The sequence below is a fragment of the Chryseobacterium aahli genome, assembly GCF_022699665.1.
Taxonomy (GTDB): Bacteria; Bacteroidota; Bacteroidia; order Flavobacteriales; family Weeksellaceae; genus Chryseobacterium; species Chryseobacterium aahli.
In genome coordinates, this window is sequence record NZ_JALDNB010000010.1 from 129,889 (window position 1) to 143,945 (window position 14,057).

Consider the following 14,057-nt stretch of genomic DNA (forward strand, 5'->3'; position numbering starts at 1 on the left):
TTTAACAAAAAAATTTTCTATGCAATTTGACGAAACAGATAAAAAACTGCTGCTTTTTCTACAACAAGACTGTAAGCAAACCACCAAAGAACTGTCTTACAAACTCGGTTTGTCGATTACTGCAGTTTATGAACGTATCAGAAAGCTTGAAAACAATGGGGTGATTTCAAAATACGTGGCCATTTTAGATAAAACAAAAATTGATAAAAACTTCATTATTCTTTGTCATGTAAAATTGACTCAGCATAAAAAAGAATATGTACTTCGTTTTGAAAAGGAAGTGATGACATTAGATGAGGTGACGGAATGTTTTCATGTGAGTGGTGATTACGATTATATTCTAAAAATTTGTGTGAAAGATATGGAAGATTATCGCAATTTTATGCTGACCAAACTCACAACGATTCAGCATATTGCAAGTACCCAAAGTTCGTTCACTATTTCTGAAGTGAAAAATACGACCGAATTGGTATTGTAATGTATTTAAACTAAAACTCCATTCTTAGAAGCGATCGGTTCCGGAAGATCTTCGTGTTCGCCAATCATTTGAAGAAGGTCGATCTCTATGGTTCTGCATATTGATAACATTGGAATATCAAACATTAATCCTTCGAAAGGGTTTTCGGAGTAGTCTCCTACCAATTCCATAATGATATAAATCCAGCCAATTATAATGCAGAAAGGAACCGATACCCATATTCCCCAGTCGCCGAGTTTAGAAAATTCGCTCACTAAACCTAAAGGAAGCAACATAATAAAGATAATATTGAAGACAAAAGCTGTACTTGCAAACTGTCTGGGAAGCGGAAATTTTTTAATTCTTTCTGCCTGCCCCTGTAGTGTGTAAAATTCTGTAAGACAATCCTGCAGTTGCATTTGGTTAAAATCAGAAATTGCCTTCATGTTTTTTAATTCATTCACATCTTTCGCCTGTTGTGAAACAAGAAAAGTTGCAAAATTGTTGTACGAAGACTGTAGCTCGCATTCTTCTTCAGATAGATATTTTTTGAGGAATATAGGTGTTCTTCCATAATCCGGAAATCCAGCTCTAATGATTCTATGTCTCTTTTTATCTGTGTTTTTTAATTTATCTTCTTCAAATTTTATATGTTCCCATTCTACAGGCACCAAGATTTGTTCGCGGAATGCATATAACCAGGCAATATGACGATAAATAATTTTTTTTCTGCGTTCTTCAAGATCAAATTTTCCTACCTCATTATTATCTATTTCGAAAGCATAAACCATCGCGGCAAATGAGCGGCTCGCATTAACGATGCCACCCCAGATTTTTCTTGCTTCCCATAATCTTTCATAAGCCTGGTTATTTTTAAAACCTACCAAAAAAGCTTCTGCTGTACCAATCAGAGCTACCGGAACCCATGGAATAATCATCCAGTCCCAGTGAAAAACGTGAAAAAGTACAGCGATAAGCGAGCACCAAAAAGAAATTATGAGTAAATGGAATCCGGATAAGTTGAGAACCTTTTTATAGTTGACGTATTTGGTTGTGATCATTTGTATATAAACATTTGTAGAACCAAGTTAACAAAAACTGTACAAAAAAACCTCTAAAAATAATTTAGAGGTTTTAATTTTTAATATTTCAACATTTCGTCGATTTTCTTCGAGAGCTTTTCAGCGTTGGGAAGCATTTCTTTTTCTAATATTAAATTAATCGGAACTGCCGGAGTATCAAGCGATCCCATCGTTTCAACCGGAGCATCAAGATATTTGAAACAGTTTTTAGAAATACGGTGTGCAAAAGCTTCTGCAAAAGAATTATTTAATTGTTCCTCAGTTAAAACGATACATTTTCCGTGGGCTTTTACTCTTTCAAAAACCAATTCTTCATCCAAAGGAATAATGGTTCTCAAATCGATCACTTCTACTTTACCAGCAAAGTTTTTCACCGCTTCTTTTGCCCAGTAAACACCCATTCCGTAAGTGATTACGATAACAGTGTTTCCTTTTTTAATCTCGTTTTCGTCAGCTTCTATAACGATTTTTCCTTTTCCGAAAGGTAAGATGTAATCTTCTGCAGGTTCGATGGTTTTTGCATCTTCAGTTCCCGGGACTTTGCTCCAGTATAAACCTTTATGCTCCAGCATCACAACCGGATTCGGGTCGTAATAAGCCGCTTTCAATAAACCTTTAAAATCGGCTGCATTGCTTGGATAAGCGATTTTTATCCCTTTAATATTCGCTAAAATGCTTTCCACACTTCCGCTGTGGTAAGGTCCGCCACCGCCGTAAGCTCCAATAGGAACTCTGATGATATTGCTTACAGGAAACTTGCCGTTGCTTAAATAATTTGATTTTGAAATCTCCGTAATCAGCTGATTGATTCCCGGATAAATATAATCGGCAAACTGAACCTCAACGATTGGTTTTAAACCAACTGCACTCATTCCCGTTGTTGAACCGATGATGTAAGCTTCCTGAATAGCGGTGTTGAAAACTCTTTTGCTTCCGAATTTTTTACCCAAAGTCACCGTCTCACGGAAAACTCCACCGATTCTTTCACCCACGTCCTGTCCGTACAATAAAGCTTCAGGATGTTTCCACATAATCTCCTGAATTGCGTGAATAGCTGCATCAACCATCACGATTTTTTCTCCACCTTCAGGTTCACGTGTTCCCACTTCTTCCGTAATCGGAGTCGGTGCGAAAATATGTTGCATCACCGTTTCAGGCTTTGGGTCTTCTGCTTTTTGAGCTCTTTCAAACGCTTCTTCAGCTTCTAATCTTGCCTTTTTTGTGATTTGCTTTAATAATTCTTCATCGGTACCAGATTCCAGCAATTGATTTCTAAGGATTTCTCCCGGATCTTTTGCTCTGTGCTTGGTTAAATCATCTTCGTCTCTATAGAATTCTCTTCTCACTCCTGAAGTGTGGTGACCAATCAAAACGGTTTTTGCGCAAACAACTAGAGGTTTTCTTTCAGTCCTCACAAAATCAACAGCTTTTTTCATTACGTCAAAACTTTCAACGAAATCGGTTCCGTCAACTCTCATTCTTCCTAAACCTTCAAACCCTGCTACGAAATCATAAGCATCACAAGTTCTCGCTTCTTCTTTGGTTACAGAAATTCCCCATTCGTTGTCCTGAACGAGAAAAATAATAGGAAGTTGGTGTAAAGCAGCAAACTGAAATGCTTCACTTACTTCACCTTCCGTAACAGAATTATCTCCCAAGCTGCAGATTACGACAGGATTGTTTTCAAATTGTTCTAAATTAAAATCCTGAATATATTTGATTCCTTGTGCAACACCAGTCGTAGGAATAGTCTGCATTCCGGTCGCGGAACTTTGGTGAATGATCTTCGGCATATTTTCGTTTCTGCTCGAAGGGTGAGAATAATACGATCTTCCACCAGAAAAAGGATCATCAGCTTTAGCCAACAATTGAAGCATCAATTGATAAGGCTCAAAACCAATTCCCAACAAAATACTTTCATCTCTGTAATATGGAGAAACCCAGTCTTCTTTTTTTAACTGATAAGCTGTTGCCAATTGAATTGCTTCGTGACCTCTTGAAGTACTGTGTACATATTTACAAACATTTCTGTTTTCCTCATAGATATCTGCCATTGCTTTGGCAAGCATCATGTGATTATAAGCCTTAAGTAAAATATCCTGAGAAACTTTTTCGTGAAGTGTATTTTCCATAGAAAGCAAAGATAAACATAATTTGGATTTCAAAAAATAAAAGCCTAACAATTGATAGGTAGTTGAATCAATTATTTGAATGTTAGTTAATTAAATATTTACAATGGTGAAGTTATAAACATTATTTAAAGGGAAATGATTCAGTTTATAGTTAATATCAATTTCCAAAAACTCATTAAAAAACAAAAAAATGCAGTAACTTTACTGACTATTTTCTCATTTAAAAAGTTAGAAAAAAATACATGTATTTAGTTTTTGACACAGAAACCACAGGTTTACCGAAAAATTTCAACGCACCGCTTTCAGATTCAGACAACTGGCCAAGAATGGTTCAAATTGCCTGGCAATTGCATGATGATGATGGTAATTTGCTTGAAAATCAAGATTATATAATTAAACCGGAAGGTTATGATATACCATTTAACGCCGCAAGAATTCACGGAATTACAACTAAAATTGCCAATGAAGAAGGTCGTGATCTTGAAGAGATTTTAAAGGAATTTGCCAAAGTTTTAGAAAAAGTCAGAGTTGTTTCCGGACATAATGTGGAATTCGATTACAACATCGTTGGAGCAGAATTTTTCAGAAAAAATATTCAAGACAATCTTCAGGAAAAACCGAAAGCGGACACGATGATTCTGGGAACAGATTATTGTCAGCTCGGCGGTGGAAGAGGTGGAAGATACAAATCTCCAAAATTGGAAGAATTGTATGAAAAATTGTATGGGCACAAATTCGATGAAGCGCATAACGCAGCGGCCGACGTAAATGCTACGGCTCAGGTTTTCTTCGAAATGATGCGTATCGGAATTATTCCTGCAGAAGTTTTGAAGACATCGGAAGATCAGTTGGCATATTTCAAAACGTTGCATCCAGATCCGATAAAACCTTTTGGAATTATTATCAGAAGGCAGGTTGCAGATTTTAACAATAAGAAAAAGCAATCCGATGTCGGCAGTATTGATGATATTGAATTAGGAAGATATTTCAATTTCGATAATAAAAGTGTTTTTTCAACATTAACGGCGACTTCGAGCATTAATGATTTAATCAACAAGGCTACAGAAGATCAATTTCCTGCAGTTGGAATGGTGGATTTGGGGAATATGATGGGAGCTTTCAAATTTGTTTCTGCTGTTGAGTCTACCAATTCTGACCGTTCAAAAAAGCATAAAGAATATTTAGCTAAAAAACAGGAAGCAGAAGAAAACGGAACGGAATTTAATGAAACTGAACCGATTTCTGAATCATTAATTCCTGTCGTAGGTTGTGAATTTTATATTTCAGACCGTTATGAGCAAAAACAATTTACCAAAGATGATCCTGATAGAAGAACGCAGGTTGTTTTGCTGGCAAAAGATTTTAACGGATATAAAAATTTGGCAAAACTTTCAAGTATAGGTTTTCTTAAAGGATTTTATTTCGGAGTTCCGAGGATCAGCCGTGAATTGATTGCTGAATATAAAGAAGGACTAATTGCTTTGACTTCAGGCATTAATGGAGATATTCCTGATGCAATTTTAAATACTGGTGAACAAAAAGGGGAGGAGCTTTTCAAATGGTGGAAAGATACTTTTGAAGATGATTTTTATGTGCAGATTCAAAATCATAAACTTCCTGAAGAAGAGCATTTGAACGATGTTCTCTTGCATTTTGCAGACAAATATAACGTTAAAATTTTAGCACAAAATCAAACCTATTATACCAATAAAGACGATTCTAATATTCAGGATATTATAAGCTGTATAAAAGATGGTGAAAAACTGACAACGCCTGTAGGGAAGGGTTTCGGGAAAAGAAGAGGATTGGCTAGCGGTGAATATTACATTAAAAATGCCCACGAAATCAAGGAAACTTTTCTGAATTACCCTGATGCGTTTGATGCCTACGAAGAGTTTACGGCAAAATTCAGTCCTTATACTTTAAAAAGAGATGTTCTTTTGCCTAAATTTGATATTCCAGTAGAATTTTTACATGCGGAGGATGAAGTTGATGGCGGAAAACGTGGTGAGATGGCGTATTTAACACATCTGACTTATGAAGGTGCTAAAAAAAGATATACAGAAACCGGAATTACAGATGAAATCAAAGAACGTTTAGATTTTGAACTGGAAGTTGTTGCCAACACGGGGTATCCGGGGTACTTTTTGATTGTTCAGGATTTTTGTAATGAAGCCCGAAATATGGGGGTTTGGGTTGGTCCCGGTCGTGGTTCTGCAGCAGGTTCTGTAGTGGCTTACTGCACAGGAATTACCAATGTTGATCCTATTAAATATGATTTGCTATTTGAGAGATTCCTGAATCCGGAAAGGATCTCAATGCCTGATATTGACATCGATTTTGACGATGAAGGTCGTGATAAAATTATCAAATGGGTTGTTGAAAAATACGGTAAAAATCAGGTAGCGCAGATTATCACGTATTCAGTTTTGGGTGGAAAATCGGCTATTAAAGATGCTGGAAGAGTTTTAGATCTTCCAATTCCTGATACGAATAATATTGCGAAATTAATTCCACCAAGTCCGGGGATGAATATTGCGAAAGCATTATCTAAATATGATAAGCTAAAACCCGAAGAGCAGCAGCTTGTCGATGAGATGAAGTATGTTCTTAATACACCTGATGATAACCGTCACGATGTTTTGGCAAGTGCCAAAAAGATGGAAGGTTGTATCAGAAATACAGGAATTCATGCTTGTGGTGTAATTATTACGCCCGAAGATGTGAGTAATCTCGTTCCGGTAACAATTGCGGCAAAAGATGCTGATATTTTGGTTTCTCAGTTTGACAACTCGGTAGCAGAAAGCGCAGGACTTCTGAAGATGGACTTTCTGGGTCTGAGAACACTGACGATTATTAAAGATGCATTAAAACTGGTAAAACAAAGGCATAATATTGATATTAATCCGGATGAGATTCCGCTAGATGATGCCAAAACCTATCAGTTGTTTAAAGAGGGTAGAACAGTGGGGATTTTCCAATATGAAAGTCCGGGAATGCAAAAGTATATGCGTGAACTGAAGCCAACAGTTTTTGCTGATTTGATTGCCATGAACGCATTATATCGTCCTGGACCAATTAAATATATTCCAAATTTTATCAATAGAAAGCATGGCATTGAAGAAATTATTTATGACTTACCGGAAACTGAGGAATATTTAAAAGAAACCTACGGAATTACCGTTTATCAGGAACAGGTAATGCTTTTGTCTCAAAAATTAGCCAATTTTACAAAAGGTGAAGCCGATACTTTGAGAAAAGCAATGGGTAAAAAGCAGATAGAAGTTCTGAATAAAATGTACCCGAAATTTATTGAAGGCGGTAGAAAAAATAACCTTGATGAAGGACCTTTAGAAAAAATATGGAATGACTGGAAAGCCTTTGCTGAATATGCTTTTAACAAATCCCACTCAACCTGTTATGCCCTGATTGCTTATCAAACGGCATACTTAAAGGCAAATTATCCCGCAGAATATATGGCGAGTGTAATGAGTAACAATATTAACAATACAGAATCGATTACCATGTTCATGGAAGATTGTAAAAGTATTGGCGTTGATGTTTTGGGACCTGATGTGAATGAATCTCACTATAAATTTTCGGTAAACGAAAAAGGGCAAATCCGATTTGGATTGGGTGCAATAAAAGGAATAGGAGAAGGACCGAGTGAAGGGATTACGAAAGAAAGAGCAAATGGAAGATTTAAAAATATTTATGATTTTTTTGAAAGAATCTTACCGTCTCAAATGAATAAAAGAGTAGCAGAAAGTTTGGTTTTGGCTGGAGCTTTTGATGAGTTTAATATGTATCACAGAGGTCAGTATTTTGATATTGATATGGCGGGAAGAACAAATCTTGAGCGATTAATCAGATACGGACAGAGTTTTCAGGAAAGTAAAAATGAGATGGAAAATTCTCTTTTTGCTGATTTTGCTGAAGAAGTTCAAATAGAGCAACCCAAATTATTACCTTGTCCGGAATGGCCAAATATGCACAAATTAAATAAAGAAAAAGAAATCATCGGTTTCTATCTTTCTGCACATCCGCTCGATGAATTTAAATATCATTACCAATTTATGCAGGGTAAACTTTCTAAAAAAGCGGTTTTGGAAAAAGAAGATGAGGTGAAAGTGGTGATTGATGAAGTTCCGATTTTGGAAGCAGACGATAAAGATGAAGCAGTAGATATTACAGAGATTATTTCGGATGATATTGTTGCTGGTGAAGAAGAAATCATAGAAGAAGTTACAAAAAAGGCAGAACCAAAAGGAAATTTTGGATTTTTAAACCTTGATGAGGTTGATGCTTATAAAGAACAGGCTTTTGCTAATAAACCTGCAGAATTGTTTGAAGAAAAAAAGAAAGACTGGAAAACCCTTCAGAAAGAAAGAGAAAATGGCGGTAGCGGAAAAGAATATACTGTTGCTGGTTTGATAACGGAATATGTAGTGAAAGATGGTTTTAAAAGTGGCGAAAAAGTGGCGTTTTTAACTCTGGAAGATTATTCCGGTTCGTATTCTTTTAGGTTAGGTGATCGTGATTATATGAGGTTGAAAGAGAAATTGGAAGTGCAGCGTTTTGTTATATTAAAAATAAAATTTGCCCAGGTAAAAGACGGGCGTGTTTTCGTGAATGTAGTTGATGTTATCGAACTTCAGGAAGCATTTGAAAAGTTTGCAAAAAGTATTTCGCTGGTCATGGATGTCATGGACTTCAGGAGAGAAGATTTGGAGTTTTTCAGAAATGTTCTCGATCAAAATAAAGGAAATCAAAAATTCAAATTTTTAATCAAAAATTCAGAAGAAAATTCTGATATGGAATTACAATCGATGAAATATTCTGTTGATTTGAATGGAGATTTGATTAAAGAAATTCAATTGTTGAATAAGTATGAGTTTTATCTAAACTAAAACTTATTGACTTAGATATTTAAAAAGTGACCTGTGGTCACTTTTTTTATTTATATCAATTATAATCTACAAGATATAAGCTTATTTTATTAATCGTCTTTTACCTTAATTAATTATAAATGAGATGTTTAAATGCTTAATTTTATTTAAGTTTGAAAATAATTAAATGTCTGTTTGATAATTATTTAATTATTTAAAGGGTTTTAAGACTTTTTATATAAAAATTAAGATATTTTTTGATTTGTAATGCAAATATTTAGTAATTTCACCCTCTAATTTTAATTTAACTAAGTATGAAAAAAACTTATCTTTGGCTCTTGTTGATTTGCAGTTTTGCAACAATGAAAGCACAAACCACGTACTATTCGAAGGCTTCGGCCACGGATTTTACAGCTGTGGGCAGTTGGGGCACTGCGACAGATGGTACAGGTACCTCACCAACCAGCATTAGCAATGCAGATAATTTTGTTATACAAAATGCTTCAGTAATGACACTTCCTGGTAATGCTTCAGTCAGACAGCTTACTATTAATTCTGGAAGTTTAACTATTGCAGCTAATACTCTAACGGTGAGTAAAGCAGGAGCATTTGATTCTACGTTAAATGTTGCTGGAGGAACATTAACTGTTTCAGGGGGTAATCTGGATGTAAATGGAAATGTTGTGATCGTTTCTGGCGCAACTTTTAACCAAAGTAATGGAACTATTACCGTTGATGGAAATAATGGAGGTTCTGCTACAGGAAGTGTAGTGAGTGGAACCACTTTATTTGAGGTAAAATCAGTTTTGGGGACTGTAAATGGAGGAACACTGACAATTGTAGATCCACCTGCAACAGGTACTGGCAAAAGCTTTGGATTTAATTTTACAGCGGGTAATGTACAATGGGTAGGACATACCTTAAGATTTGGAAATGGAACAAGTACAGATGCTTCTGCAAATGCAAACGGTTTCGAATTCGATACTTATATTGGTAGTGGCGGTACTCAATCTCTTACAGGAAATGTTATAGTAGATGGTGGGAATGCAGCTAATAGATGGACGACATCATCTTCTGCTTCAGCTAATGGTACTTTTGTTGGTGGAAATTTAACAATTAATGCTGGCTCTGAACTAAGAAACATTTCAGCTGGAGGTACTTTAAGTGTTGCCGGAAATATTACAAACAACGGCACATTTACAGCTATTACTACTTTAAGTTTAAGTAGTAGAAATGCTACAGGTGGAGCTATCGCTGCTCCAAATGCTCAAACAATTTCTGGAAGTGGAGTTTTTAGAAATTTAACAGCTTCACCAACGGCGAACTTTACGAGTGTATTAATAAATAACTCAAGTGTAGGTGGTGTTACTTTTGCAGATGCCAACTCATTATTAAGTGGTGCAAATACAAGTACTGTTTCTGGAACATTAACTTTTACAAATGGTGTGGTAAACACTGGGGTTAATACGTTTGTATTAGGAGTGTCGGGCACAACATTAGGTACATTGTCTCATACTGCAGGCGGATTCAGTTCAGGCTCTACATTTAGTAGATGGTATGGAACAACAGGCTCAGGAACAACAATCGCAGCAGCTACGGTTCCAACTTCAGGTGCAGGTACTTATCCTTTTGTAACAGGGAATGCAGGTTCTTACAATGCTAACCATTTTCATAGAGCTACAGCAGCTCTTACTACAGCAGGTCAAATGGCAGTTAAGTTTAACGCTGCTATCGGTACTTCTGCAATAACTCCTGTAACGGAAGGTTCATTAACCTATGATAGACAAACGAATGCTAATTGGGTAGTAACTACTTCTGCAGGATATGCTTCCTCAGCTACACATACTTTTGCAATTCAAGGTCAGGGAACTTATACTGTACCTACTATTGCAAATATTACATTATTAAATAATGGAGCGTTGGTAGGGATTGCGCAGGCAGGTACAAACCAGCCTATGGGGCAAAGAACTGCAGTGCCTTCTACAAATATAGCAGCTACTTATACGTTAGGTTCTATTTTATCAGAAAATCCTATAGAATCAGCACAATCAGGACCATGGGAAAGCACAAGTACATGGATAGGTGGAGTGGTGCCTTCTTGCGCTAATGCAACTATTCTTTCTGGACATACAGTTACTGTATCATCTTCTACAACAGCAACCTCAAATAATGTTGTTATTAATTCAGGAGGAACTTTAGCAGTTACAGGAGGTTCTATTACTGTTGGCTGTACAAATAATAATAATACTGTTATTAATAATGGTACAATTAATGTCTCAGGAGGTAGTGTTATTGTTAATGGTAACATTAATAATGTATCTGGTTCTACATTTGCTCAATCGGGAGGAGATATTAAAATAGACGGAAATAATGCAGGAGCTACAGCAACAAGTGTAGCTTCGGGTACAAACATAGTGAATATAGCTACCGGAAATGTAACACTTACTGGTGGAGCTATGACCGTGGTAGATCCTCATGCAGCTAGTAGTACAACTTCATACGCATTCTCTTATTCTGGTGGAACTGCCATTGATAATACAATAGGCTGGACTTTAAAATTTGGTGACGGATCTTCTACTGATGCAGGAGGAACTACTGCAACCGCTTCAGCTGTTGGAGGATTTATTTGGAACAATGCAGGAAGCAAAATATATTTTGACAATGTAATAATAGATGGAGCTTCGGGTACAAATAGATATGTGTCAAATTCTTCCACGATTGGTATTAATACATTAACAATTAATGCAAATGGAGAATTTAGAATGCCAACATCTGGAATAAGTATTGCAGGTAATTTTACCAATAATGGTACATTTACACATACTGCTTCCACTTTGAGTTTCCAAAATTTCAAGAATAATGGAACAGCTTCAGCTTCTACCACACCTCAGTCTATTTCAGGAACTGGTGTATTTAGAAATAATATTGTTACAGCAAGTTCTACTGCTAATTTTAATTCAATATTGATCAATAATAGTTCTTCAACAGGGGTGACATTTGCAGATGCAAATTCTTTGTTAAGTGGTACAAATACAGGAACAGCATCTGGAACATTAACCTTAACAACAGGTTTTGTAAATACGGGTGCTAATACTTTTATTTTAGGAATTTCAGCGGCTTCTACAGGAACTTTATCATATGCTGCAGGTGGATTTAGCACAGGAAGTAGTTTTGCAAGATGGTGGGGAACTGCCACAGGTGGTGCAACTATTACTGCAAGTTCAACAACTTCAACAAGTTCAACAACTTCAGGAGCCTATCCTTTCGTTACAGGAATATCAACCGCTTTTGTGGCAAGAACTCTTTACTTAAACCAAACAGTAGCAGCTACCACGGGTGGTAAAATCGTAGTACAATACAATGATGTTGCAGGAACAAATGCTGTAAGTATTGTAGACGGAGCATATACCGTAGATACGCAAGCTAAATCTAATTGGGTTGTTTCTCAATCAGGGATTACAGGAACATCTACTTATAGAATGGCAATAAACGGACAAAATATTTATACTGCTGGTAATGGAAACAGTAGAATAACTTTAGCATCAGCTCCAGCTTTGGGAACACACCAAGCAGGAACAAATTATGTAAATGCACAAAGAACAGCTGTTCCATTGGCTAATTTAGCTGATACCTATTATTTAGGTATTTCGGCTTCGGATATTCCTTTTGTATCTGTAGCAAATGGAGACTGGAATAATCCTGCAACATGGAATAAAGGTACTGTACCAACTTGTACAGATATAGTTCAAGTTGCATCAGGTACTATAGTTACTGTAAATTCTTCGGGTAATGGTTCTAAAAATGTTACTATAAATTCAGGAGGAACATTAGTAAATGTATCCGGTGATCTTACGGTAGGTTGTACTCTTAAAAATAATTCATTAGTAAATAATGGAACATTAACAGTTTCAGGTGGTATACTAAATGTAAATGGTAATGTAAATAATGCAAATGGATCAACATTTAATCAATCAGGTGGAGATATTATTGTAGATGGTAATGATGCAGGTGTAGTAGCTAATTCTGTTGCTTCTGGTACTAATATATTTGGTTTTGGTACTTCAGGAACAGGTGCTACATTAAATTTAACAGGCGGTAAAATTGTTATTGTAGATCCGCATGTTGCAACTTCAGCAGCAGGAGGTACTTCAAATGGACACGCTTTCGCTTATTGGGGTAATGGTTACCGTGCAGGAGTAAATCATACAATTCAATTAGGAGACGGAGTTTCTACTGATGCAGGTGGACATACAAGTGGTTTTCAGTATAATACTTGGCCGGGCACTGGATATTTTATTGCTGGTAATTTAGTTATTAATTTATCTACAGGTACAAATAGATTCGTTGTACCTCCTTATGCAGTAGGTGTTGAAAAAGATTTAACAGTTACTTCTGGTGAGTTAAGATTACCTGGTTCAACTAGTTCAAAAATTAATGGTAATATTGTAAATAATGGTACACTTACTTCTACTGGTACTTTAGAATTAGCATTATGGGGAGCAGATTTAACATCTTCTACTTCTAGCGTGGCATCTACAAATGCACAAACGATATCTGGTACAGGTGTATTCAGAAATTTAACAGCTTCTCCTACAGCTGGTTTAACTTCTTTAACTATTAATAATTCAAATGCAGCAGGTGTTACTTTAAATGTGCCATTATCGGTAAGTGGAACTTTGACGCTTACTGCAGGTAAAGTAAATACAACTTCTGCTAATCTGTTAACATTAGGAACAGCAACAGCTGCGGGAACTTTATCAGGAGGATCAGCTACGGCTTATATTACAGGTCCATTTGCTAGAACTATTGCTAATGCAAATACTGCTTCAACTTATATTCACTATCCTGTTGGTAAGACTGCATATGCACCAGTTTGGTTAGCTCCGGTTACTACTTCTGTTGCTAATATGAAAGCGGAAGCATTTGATACTAACTCAGGAACGGCGTCTGCTGCTACAATCCAAAATTTATCTACAAAAAGATGGGAAGCACCTTTAGTATCTGGTACTTTCTCAACAATTAATGTAAGATTAGGAGAGAATGCAATTACGAATGCTAATTTCCCTGTAATAGCACCAACAGCAAGTGGAGTATATGATAGTTTGTTTGGTACTACTGGAACTTATGCGGCTGGTACACCAAATACTACGCAATCTACTACTGCATTAGCAACTGCTGATTATACAGGTTTTCTATCTTATGCAGAAATAGCTTCTGGGCTTGGTACGAGTGAAATGACATCTAATGAAAAAGGAATAAAAGTTTATCCAAACCCATTTGCTGATGTATTAAACATTTCAGATGTGAAGAATGTAAAATCAATATCAATTGTTGATCTTGCTGGTAGGGTAGTGAAAACTATTGAAAAACCAAGTTCGTCTCTTCAATTAAGAGAATTGAACTCAGGTATGTATATGGTTATTTTAAATATGAATGATGGTTCTAGACAAACAATCAAGGCGATTAAAAAGTAATCAATTTTAAACTTTAAATTATG

5 protein-coding genes are annotated in these 14,057 nt (G+C 36.1%); 3 read left to right on the top strand and 2 right to left on the bottom strand.

Annotated elements, in window-relative coordinates:
• Positions 1 to 19: 19 nt before the first annotated feature.
• Positions 20 to 478, top strand: a complete 459-nt coding sequence (locus tag MQX03_RS15785) for an Lrp/AsnC family transcriptional regulator (protein WP_129534237.1) — start codon at positions 20 to 22, stop codon at positions 476 to 478.
• A gap of 5 nt (positions 479 to 483) precedes the next feature.
• Here the strand turns inward: MQX03_RS15785 and MQX03_RS15790 are convergent, their stop codons facing one another.
• Positions 484 to 1,518, bottom strand: coding sequence for a bestrophin family protein (locus MQX03_RS15790; RefSeq protein ID WP_242804200.1), 1,035 nt, complete (start codon positions 1,516 to 1,518; stop codon positions 484 to 486).
• 80 nt (positions 1,519 to 1,598) lie between these two features.
• On the bottom strand, positions 1,599 to 3,671 hold the full coding sequence (locus MQX03_RS15795; RefSeq protein WP_242804202.1) for an alpha-ketoacid dehydrogenase subunit alpha/beta: 2,073 nt from the start codon (positions 3,669 to 3,671) through the stop codon (positions 1,599 to 1,601).
• A 242-nt stretch (positions 3,672 to 3,913) separates the two neighbouring features.
• Between MQX03_RS15795 and dnaE the strand changes: the two genes are divergently transcribed.
• Together dnaE and MQX03_RS15805 are read left to right on the top strand one after the other, a co-directional pair.
• Positions 3,914 to 8,581: a DNA polymerase III subunit alpha gene (gene dnaE, locus MQX03_RS15800; protein ID WP_242804204.1), complete on the top strand. Its 4,668-nt coding sequence runs from the start codon at positions 3,914 to 3,916 to the stop codon at positions 8,579 to 8,581.
• A gap of 293 nt (positions 8,582 to 8,874) precedes the next feature.
• Positions 8,875 to 14,034, top strand: a complete 5,160-nt coding sequence (locus tag MQX03_RS15805; protein WP_242804205.1) for a T9SS type A sorting domain-containing protein — start codon at positions 8,875 to 8,877, stop codon at positions 14,032 to 14,034.
• The last annotated feature ends 23 nt before the right edge of the window (positions 14,035 to 14,057 follow it).

Bases quoted from the DNA above. Each gene is read 5' to 3' on its own strand.
- MQX03_RS15785 (WP_129534237.1), top strand. From the start codon at position 20: ATGCAATTTGACGAAACAGATAAAAAACTGCTGCTTTTTCTACAACAA.
- MQX03_RS15790 (WP_242804200.1), bottom strand. From the start codon at position 1,518: ATGATCACAACCAAATACGTCAACTATAAAAAGGTTCTCAACTTATCC.
- MQX03_RS15795 (WP_242804202.1), bottom strand. From the start codon at position 3,671: ATGGAAAATACACTTCACGAAAAAGTTTCTCAGGATATTTTACTTAAG.
- MQX03_RS15805 (WP_242804205.1), top strand. From the start codon at position 8,875: ATGAAAAAAACTTATCTTTGGCTCTTGTTGATTTGCAGTTTTGCAACA.
- dnaE (WP_242804204.1), top strand. From the start codon at position 3,914: ATGTATTTAGTTTTTGACACAGAAACCACAGGTTTACCGAAAAATTTC.